The organism is Bradyrhizobium rifense (assembly GCF_008123425.1).
Taxonomy (GTDB): domain Bacteria; phylum Pseudomonadota; class Alphaproteobacteria; order Rhizobiales; family Xanthobacteraceae; genus Bradyrhizobium; species Bradyrhizobium rifense.
Window position 1 is genome coordinate 90,157 of record NZ_VSSS01000017.1, and the last position, 14,747, is coordinate 104,903.

A 14,747-nucleotide genomic window follows, 5' to 3' on the forward strand; every position below is an offset into this window, starting at 1 on the left:
CGATGACGAGCCTGCCTCTGATCAACGCGGATCGGCTTTGGGCGCGACTGATGGCGCTCGCCGAGATCGGCGCGACGCCGGCGGGCGGGGTCAACCGTCAGGCGTTGAGCGATGGCGAGATCGCGGCATGGCGACGTGTCATCGGCTGGGCGCTTGAGGCAGGATTGACACCGTCGACGGATGCCGCGGGAAACCTGTTCCTGACGCTGGCCGGCCGCGACCGCGCCGCGCCGCCGCTTCTCCTTGGTAGTCATCTCGATAGCCAGCCGACCGGCGGCAAGTTTGACGGTGCGGCCGGCGTGATGGCGGCGTTGGAGGCGGTCGTCTCACTGGCCGAGCAAGGTGAGAAGCCCGCACGCGATGTCGTCGTCGTCGCATGGATGAACGAGGAAGGCTCGCGCTTCGCCCCGGGCATGATGGGTTCGGAGGCCTTTACCGGCGAGCGCGATATGGACGCGATCCGCGCCGCGCGCGATGCAGACGGCATCAGCGTCGGCGAGGCGCTCGATCGCCTCCATCAGGCTTTTCCCGATATGCCGCATCGACCACTCGGCTTTGCGGTCGGAGCCTATCTCGAATTGCACATCGAGCAGGGGCCGTTGTTGGAAGCCGCCGCCTGCACCATCGGTGTCGTCACCGGCATCCAGGGCAAGAAGACCTTCCAGGTGGTGGTCGAGGGTGCCGAGGGCCATGCCGGCACGCTGGCGCAGTTGGAGCGGCGGGATGCGCTCGCGGCCTTTGCCCGGATGGCGACGGCGCTGCATACCGAGATCGGCACCATTGACGCGGACATCAAATTCACCATCGGCCGGGTTACAGTCTCGCCGAATGCGCCGTCCGTGGTGCCGTCGCGCGTCAGCTTCAGTATCGATCTGCGTCACCCTGACAATGCCGTGCTCGATGCGGCCGGTGCGCGTATCAAAGCTCTTTGCGAGGAGAACGCCTCACCGTGCGCGGTCACGGTGACGCCGCTCGTCGATGCGCCGTCGAACGCCTTCGATGAGCGCCTGCGGGCGAGCATCGCACAGGCGGCGCGTGAGCAGGGACATTCCGCCATGACGATCCTTTCCGCGGCCGGTCACGATGCCCGTCATCTCGCCAAAATCTGTCCCGCTGCGATGATCTTCATCCCGTGCCGCGACGGCGCGAGCCATGTCGAGCACGAATGGGCCGAGCCCGATCATGTTGCCGCCGGCGCCTCTGTGCTCGCGCAGGTGCTGGGCGGGCTCGCCTTTGCGCCTGCCATCGAGGCGTGAGGACGCCGATGCAGGACGTCGCCCCTCAGGATTACCGTGATGCAATGGCTTGTCTCGGTGCGGCCGTCAGTATCGTTACGACCGACGGCGGCGCGGGCCGTGCCGGATTTACTGCATCTGCGATTTGCAGCGTCACTGACGATCCGCCGACGCTGCTGGTCTGCATCAACCGCGCCTCCTCGGCCTATGCCAGCGTGACGCGCAACAAGGTGGTGTGCGTCAACGTGCTCTCGGCCCGGCACGAGCCACTGTCCCGCCTGTTCGGCGGCAAGGTGCCAGCGGAGGAACGGTTTGCTGCAGCCGCGTGGTCGACGCTCGAAACAGGCGCGCCGGTGCTGGCCGACTGTGCTGCCGCGTTCGACTGCCGGATTTCCGATATCGTTAATGTCGGCACGCATGATGTGCTGTTCTGCCGCGTCGTGGCCGTGCAAAAAACCGGCTGCACCGGCAATCTGATCTATTTTGGCCGCGCCTATCATACGGTCGGGGTGACCGATCTAGCCGAGACTGGACCCGAATCCGCTCTTGGCCGATCCTGATGGGGCCGGCGGCGCGACGTGCGGCACTTTTGATGGTCGATGAACCATTGGTGGTTGCATACCAATATCCATTACCTCGGGGGTAATGGATGGGCCGAAATGCACGTGGTAGGTTTGCGACCATGAACGCACATGCATCCACGGCACGCGCCGAACCCAGCCAGCCGGTCCATATCGGCGACCATTTGCGCGAATGGCGGCAGCGCCGCCGCATGAGCCAGCTCGATCTCGCCGGCGAGGCCGAGATCTCCGCGCGCCATCTCAGCTTCGTCGAAACCGGCCGCGCCGCGCCGTCGCGCGACATGGTGCTGCGGCTCGCCGAGCGCCTCGACGTGCCCTTGCGCGAACGCAACGTGCTGCTGGTCGCGGCCGGCTACGCGCCGGCCTTTCCGCAACGCCCGCTGGAGGACCCCGCCTTGAAATCAGCCCGTCAGGCGATCGACCTCGTGCTCAGGGCCCACGAACCCAATCCGGCACTGGCCTATGACCGGCACTGGAATCTGGTGACCGCCAATCGCATGGTGGCGCCGCTGCTCGAAGGCGTTCCGGAGCGGCTGCTCGGCCAGCCCTTCAACGTGCTGCGGCTCGCCTTTCATCCGGAGGGGCTCGCACCGCGCACCGTCAATCTCGCGGAATGGTGCGCGCATCTGCTCGAGCGCCTGCATCGGCAATGCGAGGCGACGGCCGATCCGGAGCTGATCAAGCTCTATCACGACCTCAAGAGCTACCCCATTCCGGCGCGCTCGGGGCCGCTGGGAAGCGACAATGTCGCGATCCCCTTTAAGCTTCGGCATGACGGGGGGATATTAAGTTTCTTCTCCACCACCATGGTGTTCGGAACGCCGGTCGATATCACCCTGTCGGAGCTTGCGCTGGAAACGTTCTTTCCGGCGGACGAGCGCACCGCCGAATGGCTGAGACAGACGGCCGCAAAAGTGGCCTAGCACCCTCTGGCACCCTTGCCTCGGGCGGCGTTCGGCTTATCTTCCGACAAAACCGCACCGCCCGAAGGAGGCGCAAATGAGCACGCTGAAACCGCTTCAGATCGATGTCGTCTCCGACGTGGTGTGCCCGTGGTGCTATATCGGCAAGCACCGGATCGAGAGCGCGCTCGCGCTCGTGCCCGACGTCCCGGTCAAGCTGAATTTCCGTCCCTTCTTCCTCAATCCCTGGGTGCCGCGCGAGGGCATCAGCCGCGAGGACTATCTCACCCAGAAGTTCGGCTCGGTCGAGGCCTATAAAGGCATCGCGGGGCGCGTGGTCGCGGCCGCCAGCGAAGAGGGCCTCGTCTACAAGCCCGAGCTGGTCGCGCGCCAGCCCAACACCACCGACTGCCATCGCCTGATCCTGTGGGCCGAGGCGGTCGGCAAGGCGCCCGAGATGAAGCAGCGCCTGATGGAGCTGTATTTCCGCGACGGCGGCGATCTCAGCGACGTCAACGTGCTGGTGCAGGCCGCGGCCGACGTTGGTCTCGATGCCGACGACGTACGCAAGCGCCTCGCCACCGACGAGGACGTCGCGCGCGTGTCGGCCGACGCGCAGGAGGCCGCCGAGAAGGGTATCTCCGGCGTGCCGACCTACGTGTTCGCGCAGAAATATGCCGTCTCCGGCGCGCAGGATCCGAACCTGCTCGCTCGCGCCATCCGCCAGGTCTCGGCGGAGATCAACGCGCAGGCGGCGGAGTAGCGCACGTCTACTTGCGGAGCAAATGGACCGCGCGGCGTGCTGTGTCGCGCGCGACGTTGCGCGCAATCAGTGTCGCATGGATCAGTGCCACCATCGGATCGTTCCGCCGCAGCGGGATCAGCACATCACCGATCGCAAAGCGGCCGCGCCAGATCGGGTTGATCATGGGATGATCGGCGCTCGCGGTGGAATCCGCGCCAGCGATGGCGGGATCGACGCAGAGATGACGCGTCAGGTCGAGCGTGAGCTGCACGCCCGGCGAATATTTTGCAAAGCGCTCGTCGATGCCGAGCTTGAAGAAGAAGGCGCGATCCTGATGGCGCAGCACGATGCCTGCGGCGACCGGCGTCGCGCCGGCGCGGAGCGTGACGATCTCGCATTGCGCGGTCTCGGCAAGTGCAGGGACGGCGCGGCGGATGAAGGTCGCATCGCCCGCGTCCTGAATCAGGGCAGTGCCGCGTTCGCCCTTCCAGCCGCTGGCTTCGAGCTGCAGGAACGTCTCGAGCACGGGCTTGATCTCGTCCGGCTTGCGCGCAACGTCGAAGCTGATCGCGCCGTGCTCCTGCAGGCGATGGCGCTGCCGGCGCAGCTCCTTGAGCTTCTTCGTACCAAGCGCCTCGTGCAGCAGCCTGTCGCCATCCTGTGTCGCATCGAGGCTGGCGCGGATATAGGAGCCGAGCACGCGTGGCTTCAGGCCGGTCTGGCCGAGTGCTTGCTTGAGCGATGCCATCGCCGCGCCGTCGAGCGCGACGTCGCGCAAGATCAGCGCATGTGCGCCGGCCTCGCTCGCCCGCTGCAGCAGGCGCGTCGCGGCCTCGAGCGAAGCATCGCGATCGATCAGCGGGCTGCACAGCGTGCCATAGGGATGCGCGCTCACCAGCGCGGGTAGGGGGATCTTCCAGGCCTGCCAGAGCGACACAACCGGCATCAACCCGATCAGCCGCGTCGAGGAACCGCTACAGACGGACAAGGCCGAAGCACCGATACGGCCGCGCGCGGTTGCGCTGACGGCGAGCTCCCAGGCGGGCAGATAATAGCCGTTCGGCTCGACCGTCCGCTGCGCCAGCGCGCGCCATTGGCCGGGCTCGATCGCCGTCAGCGAGACGAGCGCGGGCGTTGCATCCTTCGCCGATGCCGGATTGATCGCAGCCTGATGCGCGATGTCGACCACGTCCCGTCGTTCCCCGTTCACGCCGGCATTAGCCTGCGTTGCGCGAGTATGCTTAGCGCAAAGATTGGAAAATCCCGTTGGGGCGCCGCTTCAATTCGAGTGGTATTGTTAATGTCTCATTGAGCATCCGGCCGGCCCGCTGGCGGATGCTGTCTCGATCCGGAGGATCAAAATGGTCGCCACCTCTTTCACGCCGATTGCCTCGCTCGTCGGGGGCGCGCTGATCGGCTTGTCCGCCGCGCTGCTGATGTGGGCGACGGGACGGATCGCCGGCGTCAGCGGCATCGCGGCGCGGTTGTTTCCGCCCTACGAGGACCGCGAATTTGCCGGCCGGCTTGCCTTCGTCGCCGGCCTCATTGCCGCACCCGTGCTGGTGCGGCTCGTGACCGGAAGCCTGCCGGCGCAGACGATCGCCGCAGGAACGCCGGTGCTGATTGTCGCAGGGCTGCTCACCGGCTTCGGCGCGGTGTGGGGCAGCGGCTGCACGTCCGGCCACGGCGTCTGCGGCCTGTCGCGATTGTCGGTACGCTCGCTGGTCGCGACCATCACCTTCATAGCGACGGGCGTCGCCACCGTCTTCGTGATCCGGCACTGGAGCTGAGCGCAATGACCATTCTCGTCCAATTAGCGATCGGTCTGCTGTTCGGCCTCGGGCTGATCGTCTCCGGCATGTCGAATCCGGCAAAGGTGCTGAACTTCCTCGACCTCGGCGGCATCCCGGCGGGGATATGGGACGCGAGCCTCGCCTTCGTGATGGCCGGCGCGGTCGCTGTGACCTTCGTCGGTTTCAGGCAGGTCCTGAAACTTGCACACCCCTTCTTCGCCGAACGCTTCTACGTGCCGACACGCCGCGACATCGATCCGAAAATCATCGTTGGTCCCGCGATCTTCGGCATCGGTTGGGGATTGGCCGGCTTCTGTCCTGGACCGGCCCTGACCGCGCTGGGCTTCGGCTCGACCGCAGCCGTCATCTTCGTCGTCGCGATGTGTGCCGGCATGGTGCTGGCCCGCTTCGTCGCGCAGCTGCAATCATCGACCCGCATCGCTGCGCCGGTCCATCCGCTCGAGTCCTGAGGCAGACAGGACCGGACGAGCTGTCTCGTCCGGTCCTTTCAGTCGTGCTGTGTCGCTTACCAGCGGCCGCCGCCGACACCGACGCCCACGCTGACGCCCGGCGCGCGAATGCCGACGCCGCCGTGCGGACCGTCGTCCCAGTCGTGATCGCGATAGGTGCGGCGCTCGTAATAGCGCTCGCGCGGCATGGCATCATAGGAGTCGCGCACGATCACGCGCGCGCCGCCGCGGGTGCGATAGCAATTGCCGGCGTCATCGCAGACCAGCCGGACCTCCTGAATGAGATCTGGGCTGGTGTATTCGCTGGTCGTGTACAGATCCGCAGCCTTCGCGCCGCTCGCCGCAGCGAGAGCCCCGACACCGGCCAGCAGTGCAATCGTGAACGTCCTCATCCTGTCCTCCTCCGAAACTGCCCTCTGCGGTAACAAGAATGAGAGGCCGTGATCGTTCCGGCTGAATTACAGGTTTTTCCCGGAACCGGATTGTCGTGTGTTGCGATCAATCGCTAGATCGGCTCGTAGGCTTCCGACCCGCAGATGTCATCGACTTCCGCGCGCCGCCGGTCGATGACCTTTCCGCCGTTGATCGTCACGATGTAGGTCTGGGCACCCAGCGCCGAGCCGGTGGCCGAGGTGAGTTGCGCGCGGACACAGGCCGTCCAGCCCGGTCCGCGGACCTCGTGATGGGGCAGGGCGACTTGCACCTCGCGCGGATAGGAGGTGTTGAGGAAGACCACATCGATCTGCTCGCGGACCACGCGCTTGACGTCGGGCGGCGGTTCGGGCGGCAGCTGGTCTGCTTCCTTGAGGCGCATGAAGTCGGGCACGGGAGCGCGGCTGTCGGCAAAGCCGCACGCGCCGAGCGCGAGCGCGCTGGCGAGCAGCGCCACATGAGCAACAATCCGCAACATTCGTGAAGGTCCCCTGCGGGCCAACAGATAGGCGCGAATTCGACGGGACGAAGTCCCGGCCGATCAACATTTGCTGAAGGGATAGAGCCCGCCACATTTGCTATTACGGGATTGCAGGCTAGTTTGTACCCCGGATAAAGGGGATTGCACCAATGAGAATTCTGGTCATGGCCGCCGCGGTGCTGGCACTGACGGTTGCTTCCGCGCAGGCGCAGATGGGCGGCGGTCGGCGCCACCAGCAGGATAGCGACCAGAAGGCGGACAACAAACCTAAGGTCGATGACAAGGCCTACAAGGCCGCGCTCGAGCGCATTCCGGACCCCAAGGAAAAGTATGACCCGTGGGGCGGGGCGCGTCCGAGCGAGCCCGCCAAGAAGCCGAAATAGTGCGTGGTGGCGGGCCGGCTGCGATACCTGATTGGCCTCGTCGTTCTGCTTGTTGCGCGGCCGTGCGTCGCCTGGGAGAGCTGGGGTGGCGATCCCGGCGGTTCGCGCTTCTCGCCATTGCGCGAGATTACCTCCGACAATGTCGGCCAGCTGATCCGCGCTTTCGAATTTCGCACCGGCGATGTGACGGCGCGTCCGCCTGAGGTGATGCGGCGAACCAAGTTCGAGGCGACGCCGCTGTTCGTCGAGGACAGCCTGATCTTCTGCTCGCCCTTCAACGAGGTGATCGCCCTCGATCCAGGCACGGGAGCGCAAAAGTGGCGCTATGATCCGAAGATCGCCATCAACCAGCGTCCGGCCAATCGCTATGTCTGCCGTGGGGTCACCTACTGGGTTGACGACACTGCGCCGCGAGGCGCCGCCTGCCGATCGCGCATCTTCATGGGAACGAACGATGTTCGCCTGATCGCACTCGATGCCAAGACAGGTCTTCCCTGTGCGGATTTCGGCAAGGGCGGCGAGATCAAGATCGATATCGGCATGCCGCTGGAGTGGCCCGGCGAATTCCAGATCACGTCGCCACCGGCGGTCGGCCGCGGTGTTGTCGTGGTCGGCTCCTCGATTGGCGACAACCGCCGCGTCGATGCGCCGAGCGGCGTGGTGCGCGCGTTCGACGCGCGCAGTGGTGAGCCGCGCTGGACCTTCGAGCCGCTCAAGCGCGACGGTATCGAGGCCGGCCATGCCAATGTCTGGGCGGCCATGTCGGTCGATGCAGCGCGTGGGCTCGTATTCCTGCCGACGTCTTCGCCGTCGCCGGATTTCTGGGGCGGCAAGCGGGCCGGCAATAACGAGCACGCCAATTCGGTTGTCGCGCTGCGCATCGAGACCGGCGAACTCGTCTGGGCATTTCAGACCGTGCATCACGACGTCTGGGATTACGATCTGCCGGCGCAGCCGACGCTCGCGCGCATCGACACGGACGAGGGTTCGCGCGATGTCGTGATCCAGCCGACCAAGCAAGGTTTTGTCTTCGTGCTCGACCGCGACACCGGCAAGCCGGTGTGGCCGGTCGAGGAGCGCGCGGTGCCGCAAGGCGGTGCCGAGGGTGAACGACTTTCGCCGACGCAGCCGTTCCCGACACATGTGCCGGCGCTGACGTCGCAGACGATCTCGACCGACGATGCACTCTCGCTGTTGCCCGGCCTGCGCGGCTCGTCCTGTGAACGTCAGTTTGCAGAAGCGCGCAACGAAGGTCTGTTCACGCCGCCTTCGACGCAAGGCACGCTGGAGTTTCCCTTCACCGGCGGCGGGGTGAACTGGGGCAGTGCGGCGTTCGATCCCGTCAACCAGATCCTCTATGCCAATACCAGCCGCGCCGTTCATCTCATCAAGCTGATCCCCCGCGCGGAGGCGGCCGGTTTCAACCCGCCGCCCGGTCATGATTTCGGCCAGCAAAAAGGCGCGCCCTATGCGATGTCGCGGTCGGTGGTGATGTCGCCGCTCGGGCTGCTCTGCAACAAGCCGCCCTGGGGCGAAATGGTCGCGGTCGATCTCAAGGCCGGCAAGATTCTCTGGCGTTCGACCGTCGGCACCACCGAGGATGTGGCGCCGCTCGGCGTGCCGCTGCCCTTTGGCGCGCCGCTGATGAACGGGCTCGCGGTGACCGCAGGCGGTGTCGTCTTCACCGGCGCGATGGATGCTTACTTGCGTGCCTTCGATACGCGAAGCGGACGAGAGCTGTGGCAGGGGCGGCTGCCGGTGCCCGGCGTTGCCAACCCCATGACCTATATCTGGAAGGGCGAGCAATATGTCGCGATCGGCGCCGGCGGTCATTCCGAAGCCGGCACCTCGATTGGCGACAGCCTCGTCGCGTTTCGTCTCTCACGCCCGGGCGAAGCGCCGTCATTGTGGTCGCGCACGATCGATCGCCCCGGCGGGCGATTCTTTGCGGCATTGTCGGCGGTTGCGCTCGCGATTGTCGCGCTGGTCGTCGCGGGGCTGCGCTGGCGTCGCCGACGTCGTCGTATCAGGTCGACATGATGTTTGCGTGCATGCGATGCGAACAGTCATTCACATCGTGCGCGCTATTGCACGAAGGCGAGGCCGATGCGCTTGTCGTTGCGCCACACCGCGCGGCAATTCCGCACGAAATTGTCGCGTGAAATCGACAACGTGAACGAATGCGGCAATATCATAGGGTTTTCGAGATCGATCGCGGCGCCGCTGTCAGACATGTTGCGTACGGTGCACGCGATGCCGCCATTTTCAAAGGTGATCGTGCCCCCCTTGAAAACCCGGTAACGTTGCTCTCCACGCTTCTCGATCATCGGCATTAATCCATAATGATGATTGTGAAATAGTGCATAGAAATTGCGTTGATCTAAACTCAATACTGGCGCTACTTGCACAGCGCTTCAGACTTCGTTTACGACGTTGAAGCGGCGAGTCACTTCCCGCCGAGTTTATCCCGCAAGCCTTTCCTTTATGGCGTTACGCGCCGATGGAGATTCCGATGAAGACCACGCTTTCGCTTCTGTTCGCCGCAGCGCTCTCGCTGTCGTCCATGCCCGCCCACGCCACCAAGCTCGATCTCGCGACCATGAGCTGCAAGCAGTTCCTCGAGAGCGGCGACGACACCATCAAGATGGTGCTGACCTGGATGGACGGCTGGTACAAGGGCGATGAGGACAACGCGATCATCGACACCGACGTGTTCGTCGAGAACGCCAAGAAGTTCGGCACCTATTGCGGCACCAATCCCAACGTCAGCATCGTCACCGCCGCCGACGAGGTGCTCGGCAAGTAATTTTGGAAGCGTCGCGACGGGAGCGTGATTGCATCGCGCTTCCGTCTCTTGCTTCGTTGCAATCGTTATCGAGAGCCGCGGTGCGTTTTGCGCTCACGCGGCTCTCTTCGTTTCGGATGATGCTCAGCCCGGCAGCATCGCGAACGCGCTCGAGACCATCGCCACCTGCTTGTTGTCGGTGGCGGAGAGCAGGGTGACGCGGCCAAAGCTCATGGTGCGTCCGAGCCGCACCACGCGCGCGTCCGCCAGCACGTCGGACGAGGAGACCGCGCGCATGAAATGCGTGGTCTGGTCCACCGTGGTCATCGGACGATAGCCGCGATTGGCGGCGAGGTTCGCGATCACCATCGCGGTGTCGGCGAGCGCCATCAGCGCCTGGCCGCAGACCACCCCGCCGTTGCGGCACAGCCGCTCCGAGAACGGCATGCGGAGCAGCGCGCCCGGCTGCCAGTCCGGCGCATCGGCAGGTGGGGTGTGCTCGATGCGCTCGACGGAGAGGTTGAGATCCTGGACCCAGGGCGCAAAGACCTCGCCGAGGATGCGTCTGGCCTCGCTGATGCCGAACTCGTCGTCTGGCTGCGGTGGCATGGCTGTCGTTCCCTCCTGTGTTGCCGAATGTTTCGCTCATTCTGCCCGCTCGGGCGCGGCAAAGTCACCTTGGCCGTCGGCTTGAAAATGCCCGACTTCGCCCGATATGATGGCACGCTTGGGAGCGGGTGGACGATGTTGCGTCGATGTGTCCTTGTCATTTGCCTGGCCGTGCTTGGTCTGGCGCTGAACGGCTGCACCAGGTGCGGCCCGATCTGGGACGACTGGCTCCACGAGCCGAAATCGTGCAGGTCGGACCGGCTCTAGCGGATTGAAGCGGCGCTCGGAGCCATGAAGAAGGCCAGGGAGTGGCATCCGCCCCTCTATCGATGATCAAGGAGTGAATGATGAAGCTTTTCCGTATGGCGGCGGTGCTGGCGCTGGTGGCTGGACCGGCCTTCGCGCAGGAGTCGCCCCATATCAATCTGATGGCGGATGGCCCCTCCAAGACCGAGGACGAGAAGGCCGCGGATGCCGCGCGCGAGAAGGCCTACAAGGACACGTTGAAGAAGATTCCGGACGCCAAGGCCTCCAGCGATCCCTGGGGCGGGATGCGCGCCGACCCGCCGAAGCAGCCCGCGCCGAAGGCCGCAGCTGCCACCAGCGCGCCCAAGAAGACCAAGGCCGGTACGGCCGCCAATTGACCCAGGGCGGCTCCGCGAGGCGGGTGATGCCTCCGTTCGGGACTCCCCTTAGGCAAGCCTTGATCCTACATTCCTTCGCAGTGTTGCGTTGAGGAGGCAGGATATGGCGGATCGCCCGCGGGACCTCGCCGAGCGGATGGCGCGCCGGCGCAAGCCGGTCATCGGGGCGGGCGGCAAGGCCGGCGACGGCTATCTGCGCGAGAGTTTTACTCTGCCTCGTGCCGCGGCACGGGCAAGGGCGCAGGCCTTCTTCGCGCGCTATCCCAAGGCAGGCTATATGAGCGAAGTCGAGAACTGGCGCGAACTGCCCGGCGGCGACATCGAATTCACCATGCGGCGGCTGCCCAGCGCCGACTAGCCCTGGTCCGGCCGCTCAACCTGCCGGTTCAGGCTGTCTTGCGGCCGATGGCCTTCAGCTCCCGATCGATGCGCAGCTGCACACGACGGATCGCCAGCAGGTCGATCTTCGTTTCGGTCTTGCCTGTCTTGGTCTCGTCGCCGATCCGGAACTGCCACTGCCAGACGCCCGGGATCGCCGTCTTTGCAACCGTGAACTCAACGCCCCTGTGATTCATGGTCACCTCGACGATTCACCCTTGCCATGTCGGGTAACATGTTGGGTCTCGCAATATTCCATCGACAAGCAAAAATTGCTGTTAAGCCGTGGATAGTTCATCGGAATTCAGCAAACGCGCGTGGCTCGAAACAAGCGAAATCGGATTCCGAAAGATGGAACCGACGGGTGCGTTTTCACAGCACCTCAGCCTTCCCGCCAGGAACTCTGTTCATGGGCGGAGAACCACGGACAGATACGCGGGGAAGCACGCGATGGATCCATGCGCGCAAGAAAAAACCCCGCCAGGGGAGAGCCGGGCGGGGTAGAAGGTTATTGGAGGCTGAGGTGCTGGGCTGCAACACCATAGCCAGACGACCGTAGCCCGTTCAGCTTACGACAGCCTGACAAGGTGAGACGGATCTGACCTCGTGCTGAATATCATCAGCTGGCGGCGCGTCCGGTCGCGGAAACAGAAAACCCCGCTCGGGGCAGAGCGGGGTCGTCGACTGGGTATGGAGGCGCGGTGTTGGTCCACCGGGCAAGGCGACGCTAGAGCATTCGGCTGACAGGTGCCTTACGCAAGCTTGCGTGGGGCTTGCGGTCGCATTTAGATCCGCTCTCACGTCCCAATTCAGACATCCCCCCGCACAACTTCAGACACATCCGTTGGCGACACTTTGCGGGCACGGCGAAGCCATGGGGGAAACGTGGCGCGCTGCTAGCGGGGTGGCATCATGGACAAGGTAGAGCGGTCATTCGCCGCCGCGACGGCGGCTGGCTTCGTGGTGGCGGTCATCGGCATCGTGCTGCTGGTGCTGATGTAACGGCAGCCTTGATGCAACAGCACCCTTGGCGGCACGTGCCGCCAAAAGCTCTTGAAAACAACCCTATGCACAGTAGGCAACAGCCTGTTTTGCCTGGCGTTTTCTAGTGCACGTTTCTAGTGCACCTGGATCTCGTCCAGCGGCAGGCGGAGATCGGCAGCACGCTCCGCGCGGTCCTTTTTGCGGAACTCGGATTCCTGGCGCTCGAACTTCAGCATCTCCTCGAGCGCCGTCTCGAGCAGAGAATTGCGCCTGACTGCATCGTGCTGCGTGTTTTCCGTCATGATCCAATCCCCATTGTGCCGGCGCCGTTTCAAGTCGGCAGCCGCAGAAAAGTTCGCTGCCGCAGGATTGCGGATTGATGACGGCGCGTCTTTGATGCGCATCATCTTCGAAGGAAAAGCGTGGCCTCACATTTTGCGGAGGGCAGGGGCGCCGGTTGCCTTCATGCTATCGTGCCGCGTCGCACCGGAGATGGTGCAGCGGAGATGGTCATGGGCTTTTGGCTGTTCGTCATCGTCTCGATTGGATCGATCCCGCTCGCAGGCGCAATGGCGCGCGAGCGCAACAGGCCGTCCGGCAAATGGCTTTGGATCGCCGCTGCGGTCGGCCCCCTGGCGCCTCTGGCGTTGCTGATTCTGGGGAATGCGAAGGGGCCAGCCTCGGCCAATTGAGGTGGCTTATTTCTTTGGGCGATCGAGTATTTGCGGAACCGCTTGGGCTGGGGCTTTTTCGTTTCCCAGAAGTAAAAACGCCGCCCGCTTAAATGATCGCGGGCGGCGGCGTTCCAGCCCCGAGAGGGATTAGCAAAATCCCGGATACTGATTAGTCCGAATGGATGACGTGAAGGTTCAACGGCACAACGCGACCAAGCTCAAATCAATGCTTGGCGGCGCTGCGTTGAACTGGGCACTGAAATCCCCCAGCCCACCAGATACGGGTAGGAGACGAGGCCGTTTCACACTGAGGCGGCCTTATCCGGTTCCTCCGAAGAGCTTGTCAAAGCCTACCAGGGCACCGAAGACGATCCCGGTGACGACGATAAAGGCGGCATTCATGCGGGGATAACCCGCGCGCGCCCGGATGGTTCTCTGGGGCAAGCTCCCCGTCCAGTCTGGTGGTCTAGGCCGAAGATCAGGACGGGGAGCTGCGCGCCGGACCCCCGTCGCATGACAATGCTAGGAACGTGCCATGACAGTCCTGTGACTGCTGCTCAGTGCACGTTGATCTTATCCAGAGGAAGGCGAAGCTCAGCGGCGCGCTCCGCCTGATCCTTTTTGCGGAAGTCGCTTTCCCTTCGCTCGAACTCCATCATTGCTGCCGTGGCGGCTTCCAACAACCGAGTGCGCCTGTCCCTTGCTGCGTGCTTTCCGTCATCACCCAGACTCCCCAAAACTAACCGTACCCAGCAGAAAGGTTCGCGGAAGATTGCGAACTTATGACGGCAGCGTTCAAAGCAGGCCATCGCCTCAGTTGGGGAATTTATGGGTACTACTCTGGCGCCTGCAGCCCGGGCGACCTCAGCCACTCGCTCATGTGAGAGCCGGTTTCTGCCTGTCTGGCTTTGCGGAGGAGGGCTTCGCGCTCAGGGCCGGGCGGGAGCTGTTTGGCTTGCTCTCTTAATCGTTCGGCTTCTTGGGCCAGGCGTTCTTCCAGGGAAAGGGACTGCTTAAAACGACGACGTTTCGACATGACACAGCCTCGTCCAACGGGTCCTAACCGCAGAGTTTGAGTTCTTGCGAAATTAATATGCAGACGACCGCCCCACAGTTCCAAAGCGAACATTTCAAAGCAGGCTGCTGTGGTTTTCAAACCGGGCCACCGGGCTCGGAAACAGGCCAGCGCCAAAATGAAAGAGGCCGCCAACTGAGGCGGCCTTCACGCAAAAACGCCGCCCGCTTAATGTCTCGCGGACGGCGGCTTACCAGCCCCGAGGGGGATGATGCAAAACCCCGGTAGCGGCACAAATTGCATATCCGCATCGTAGAGTCTGTGCAAAATTGCTCACTCTGGCGGCCGTAGCCCGGGCGAGGTCAGCCACTCGCTCATGTGCGAGCCGGTCTCTGCCTGTCTGGCTTTGCGGAGGAGGATTTCGCGCTCTGGACCGTGGGGGAGCTTCTTGGCTTCCTCTCTCAATCGGTCGGCTTCTTGGGTGAGGCGTTCTTCGAGAGACACGGTTTGCGTGAACCGACGGCGCTGCTTCATGACACAACCTCCGCTTACAGGACGGGTCCTAACCGTTGGGTTGGGGTTCTCACGAGCCTAATACTTGGATGCTCCGCGTTCCGTTCCAAAGTGAACATTGCA

At 63.9% G+C, this 14,747-nt stretch carries 22 protein-coding genes; 12 read left to right on the forward strand and 10 right to left on the reverse strand.

All coding sequences use genetic code 11. The features are described 5' to 3' along the window. The first annotated feature begins 2 nt into the window (after positions 1 to 2). The 4 genes from FXB40_RS10920 (at position 3) to FXB40_RS10935 (ending at position 3,481) form a co-directional block, all read left to right on the forward strand. The gene (locus FXB40_RS10920; protein ID WP_148772214.1) at positions 3 to 1,256 is read left to right on the forward strand and encodes a Zn-dependent hydrolase; all 1,254 of its coding nucleotides are present in this window, start codon (positions 3 to 5) and stop codon (positions 1,254 to 1,256) included. Positions 1,257 to 1,264: 8 nt separating this feature from the next. Beyond that, positions 1,265 to 1,795 carry a flavin reductase gene (locus FXB40_RS10925; protein WP_187436782.1) on the forward strand — a complete coding sequence of 177 codons (531 nt, stop codon included), beginning with the start codon at positions 1,265 to 1,267 and terminating at the stop codon, positions 1,793 to 1,795. Positions 1,796 to 1,917: 122 nt separating this feature from the next. Then, on the forward strand, positions 1,918 to 2,739 hold the full coding sequence (locus tag FXB40_RS10930) for a helix-turn-helix domain-containing protein (protein WP_148772216.1): 822 nt from the start codon (positions 1,918 to 1,920) through the stop codon (positions 2,737 to 2,739). 76 nt (positions 2,740 to 2,815) lie between these two features. Continuing rightward, the gene (locus FXB40_RS10935) at positions 2,816 to 3,481 is read left to right on the forward strand and encodes a DsbA family oxidoreductase (RefSeq protein ID WP_148772217.1); all 666 of its coding nucleotides are present in this window, start codon (positions 2,816 to 2,818) and stop codon (positions 3,479 to 3,481) included. Positions 3,482 to 3,488: 7 nt separating this feature from the next. Here FXB40_RS10935 and FXB40_RS10940 read toward each other — a convergent pair whose 3' ends face one another. Further along, entirely contained in the window at positions 3,489 to 4,652 is a 1,164-nt protein-coding gene (locus tag FXB40_RS10940) for a GNAT family N-acetyltransferase (protein WP_148772250.1), read from the reverse strand. A gap of 172 nt (positions 4,653 to 4,824) precedes the next feature. On the opposite strand from FXB40_RS10940, the gene FXB40_RS10945 reads away from it, so the two are divergent. Beyond that, positions 4,825 to 5,253, forward strand: a complete 429-nt coding sequence (locus FXB40_RS10945) for a YeeE/YedE family protein (protein WP_148772218.1) — start codon at positions 4,825 to 4,827, stop codon at positions 5,251 to 5,253. Positions 5,254 to 5,258: 5 nt separating this feature from the next. Then, on the forward strand, positions 5,259 to 5,726 hold the full coding sequence (locus FXB40_RS10950) for a DUF6691 family protein (protein WP_148772219.1): 468 nt from the start codon (positions 5,259 to 5,261) through the stop codon (positions 5,724 to 5,726). A gap of 56 nt (positions 5,727 to 5,782) precedes the next feature. Here the strand turns inward: FXB40_RS10950 and FXB40_RS10955 are convergent, their stop codons facing one another. Together FXB40_RS10955 and FXB40_RS10960 are read right to left on the reverse strand one after the other, a co-directional pair. Next, positions 5,783 to 6,118, reverse strand: coding sequence for a hypothetical protein (locus FXB40_RS10955; protein WP_148772220.1), 336 nt, complete (start codon positions 6,116 to 6,118; stop codon positions 5,783 to 5,785). A gap of 113 nt (positions 6,119 to 6,231) precedes the next feature. Further along, positions 6,232 to 6,636 (reverse strand): hypothetical protein, encoded by a 405-nt coding sequence (locus FXB40_RS10960; protein WP_148772221.1) that lies wholly within the window; start codon positions 6,634 to 6,636, stop codon positions 6,232 to 6,234. 152 nt (positions 6,637 to 6,788) lie between these two features. Here FXB40_RS10960 and FXB40_RS10965 point away from each other — a divergent pair, with 152 nt between their 5' ends. Together FXB40_RS10965 and FXB40_RS10970 are read left to right on the forward strand one after the other, a co-directional pair. Further along, positions 6,789 to 7,022 (forward strand): hypothetical protein, encoded by a 234-nt coding sequence (locus tag FXB40_RS10965; protein ID WP_148772222.1) that lies wholly within the window; start codon positions 6,789 to 6,791, stop codon positions 7,020 to 7,022. Positions 7,023 to 7,028: 6 nt separating this feature from the next. Continuing rightward, a complete protein-coding gene (locus tag FXB40_RS10970; protein WP_187436789.1) occupies positions 7,029 to 9,062 on the forward strand; it encodes a pyrroloquinoline quinone-dependent dehydrogenase in 2,034 nt (677 codons plus the stop codon). A 44-nt stretch (positions 9,063 to 9,106) separates the two neighbouring features. On the opposite strand, the gene FXB40_RS10975 is transcribed toward FXB40_RS10970, so the two are convergent. Beyond that, positions 9,107 to 9,349: a PilZ domain-containing protein gene (locus FXB40_RS10975; protein WP_187436783.1), complete on the reverse strand. Its 243-nt coding sequence runs from the start codon at positions 9,347 to 9,349 to the stop codon at positions 9,107 to 9,109. A 185-nt stretch (positions 9,350 to 9,534) separates the two neighbouring features. Here FXB40_RS10975 and FXB40_RS10980 point away from each other — a divergent pair, with 185 nt between their 5' ends. Continuing rightward, positions 9,535 to 9,828 (forward strand): HdeA/HdeB family chaperone, encoded by a 294-nt coding sequence (locus FXB40_RS10980; RefSeq protein WP_187436784.1) that lies wholly within the window; start codon positions 9,535 to 9,537, stop codon positions 9,826 to 9,828. A gap of 123 nt (positions 9,829 to 9,951) precedes the next feature. Here FXB40_RS10980 and FXB40_RS10985 read toward each other — a convergent pair whose 3' ends face one another. Beyond that, entirely contained in the window at positions 9,952 to 10,416 is a 465-nt protein-coding gene (locus FXB40_RS10985) for a PaaI family thioesterase (RefSeq protein WP_148772225.1), read from the reverse strand. A 347-nt stretch (positions 10,417 to 10,763) separates the two neighbouring features. On the opposite strand from FXB40_RS10985, the gene FXB40_RS10995 reads away from it, so the two are divergent. Beyond that, positions 10,764 to 11,060 (forward strand): hypothetical protein, encoded by a 297-nt coding sequence (locus FXB40_RS10995; RefSeq protein WP_148772227.1) that lies wholly within the window; start codon positions 10,764 to 10,766, stop codon positions 11,058 to 11,060. Positions 11,061 to 11,163: 103 nt separating this feature from the next. Then, the gene (locus FXB40_RS11000; RefSeq protein WP_148772228.1) at positions 11,164 to 11,418 is read left to right on the forward strand and encodes a hypothetical protein; all 255 of its coding nucleotides are present in this window, start codon (positions 11,164 to 11,166) and stop codon (positions 11,416 to 11,418) included. 28 nt (positions 11,419 to 11,446) lie between these two features. Here the strand turns inward: FXB40_RS11000 and FXB40_RS11005 are convergent, their stop codons facing one another. After that, positions 11,447 to 11,635 carry a hypothetical protein gene (locus tag FXB40_RS11005; RefSeq protein ID WP_148751438.1) on the reverse strand — a complete coding sequence of 63 codons (189 nt, stop codon included), beginning with the start codon at positions 11,633 to 11,635 and terminating at the stop codon, positions 11,447 to 11,449. A 921-nt stretch (positions 11,636 to 12,556) separates the two neighbouring features. After that, the gene (locus FXB40_RS47755) at positions 12,557 to 12,724 is read right to left on the reverse strand and encodes a hypothetical protein (protein ID WP_187436785.1); all 168 of its coding nucleotides are present in this window, start codon (positions 12,722 to 12,724) and stop codon (positions 12,557 to 12,559) included. A gap of 210 nt (positions 12,725 to 12,934) precedes the next feature. Here FXB40_RS47755 and FXB40_RS11010 point away from each other — a divergent pair, with 210 nt between their 5' ends. Further along, complete coding sequence (locus FXB40_RS11010; RefSeq protein WP_148772229.1) at positions 12,935 to 13,114, forward strand: hypothetical protein; 180 nt, start codon at positions 12,935 to 12,937, stop codon at positions 13,112 to 13,114. Positions 13,115 to 13,653: 539 nt separating this feature from the next. On the opposite strand, the gene FXB40_RS49855 is transcribed toward FXB40_RS11010, so the two are convergent. The 3 genes from FXB40_RS49855 to FXB40_RS11025 form a co-directional block, all read right to left on the reverse strand. Further along, positions 13,654 to 13,779 carry a hypothetical protein gene (locus FXB40_RS49855; protein WP_283812890.1) on the reverse strand — a complete coding sequence of 42 codons (126 nt, stop codon included), beginning with the start codon at positions 13,777 to 13,779 and terminating at the stop codon, positions 13,654 to 13,656. Between the two features lie 152 nt (positions 13,780 to 13,931). Next, a complete protein-coding gene (locus tag FXB40_RS49045; RefSeq protein ID WP_148772231.1) occupies positions 13,932 to 14,132 on the reverse strand; it encodes a hypothetical protein in 201 nt (66 codons plus the stop codon). 312 nt (positions 14,133 to 14,444) lie between these two features. Next, a complete protein-coding gene (locus FXB40_RS11025) occupies positions 14,445 to 14,645 on the reverse strand; it encodes a hypothetical protein (RefSeq protein ID WP_148772232.1) in 201 nt (66 codons plus the stop codon). Positions 14,646 to 14,747: the final 102 nt, after the last annotated feature.

What these genes read in the sequence shown, in the direction of transcription:
- FXB40_RS10920 (WP_148772214.1), top strand. Translation starts at nt 3, where the DNA reads ATGACGAGCCTGCCTCTGATCAACGCGGATCGGCTTTGGGCGCGACTG.
- FXB40_RS10925 (WP_187436782.1), top strand. Translation starts at nt 1,265, where the DNA reads ATGCAGGACGTCGCCCCTCAGGATTACCGTGATGCAATGGCTTGTCTC.
- FXB40_RS10930 (WP_148772216.1), top strand. Translation starts at nt 1,918, where the DNA reads ATGAACGCACATGCATCCACGGCACGCGCCGAACCCAGCCAGCCGGTC.
- FXB40_RS10935 (WP_148772217.1), top strand. Translation starts at nt 2,816, where the DNA reads ATGAGCACGCTGAAACCGCTTCAGATCGATGTCGTCTCCGACGTGGTG.
- FXB40_RS10945 (WP_148772218.1), top strand. Translation starts at nt 4,825, where the DNA reads ATGGTCGCCACCTCTTTCACGCCGATTGCCTCGCTCGTCGGGGGCGCG.
- FXB40_RS10950 (WP_148772219.1), top strand. Translation starts at nt 5,259, where the DNA reads ATGACCATTCTCGTCCAATTAGCGATCGGTCTGCTGTTCGGCCTCGGG.
- FXB40_RS10955 (WP_148772220.1), bottom strand. Translation starts at nt 6,118, where the DNA reads ATGAGGACGTTCACGATTGCACTGCTGGCCGGTGTCGGGGCTCTCGCT.
- FXB40_RS10960 (WP_148772221.1), bottom strand. Translation starts at nt 6,636, where the DNA reads ATGTTGCGGATTGTTGCTCATGTGGCGCTGCTCGCCAGCGCGCTCGCG.
- FXB40_RS10965 (WP_148772222.1), top strand. Translation starts at nt 6,789, where the DNA reads ATGAGAATTCTGGTCATGGCCGCCGCGGTGCTGGCACTGACGGTTGCT.
- FXB40_RS10975 (WP_187436783.1), bottom strand. Translation starts at nt 9,349, where the DNA reads ATGATCGAGAAGCGTGGAGAGCAACGTTACCGGGTTTTCAAGGGGGGC.
- FXB40_RS10980 (WP_187436784.1), top strand. Translation starts at nt 9,535, where the DNA reads ATGAAGACCACGCTTTCGCTTCTGTTCGCCGCAGCGCTCTCGCTGTCG.
- FXB40_RS10985 (WP_148772225.1), bottom strand. Translation starts at nt 10,416, where the DNA reads ATGCCACCGCAGCCAGACGACGAGTTCGGCATCAGCGAGGCCAGACGC.
- FXB40_RS10995 (WP_148772227.1), top strand. Translation starts at nt 10,764, where the DNA reads ATGAAGCTTTTCCGTATGGCGGCGGTGCTGGCGCTGGTGGCTGGACCG.
- FXB40_RS11000 (WP_148772228.1), top strand. Translation starts at nt 11,164, where the DNA reads ATGGCGGATCGCCCGCGGGACCTCGCCGAGCGGATGGCGCGCCGGCGC.
- FXB40_RS11005 (WP_148751438.1), bottom strand. Translation starts at nt 11,635, where the DNA reads ATGAATCACAGGGGCGTTGAGTTCACGGTTGCAAAGACGGCGATCCCG.
- FXB40_RS47755 (WP_187436785.1), bottom strand. Translation starts at nt 12,724, where the DNA reads ATGACGGAAAACACGCAGCACGATGCAGTCAGGCGCAATTCTCTGCTC.
- FXB40_RS11010 (WP_148772229.1), top strand. Translation starts at nt 12,935, where the DNA reads ATGGGCTTTTGGCTGTTCGTCATCGTCTCGATTGGATCGATCCCGCTC.
- FXB40_RS49045 (WP_148772231.1), bottom strand. Translation starts at nt 14,132, where the DNA reads ATGTCGAAACGTCGTCGTTTTAAGCAGTCCCTTTCCCTGGAAGAACGC.
- FXB40_RS11025 (WP_148772232.1), bottom strand. Translation starts at nt 14,645, where the DNA reads ATGAAGCAGCGCCGTCGGTTCACGCAAACCGTGTCTCTCGAAGAACGC.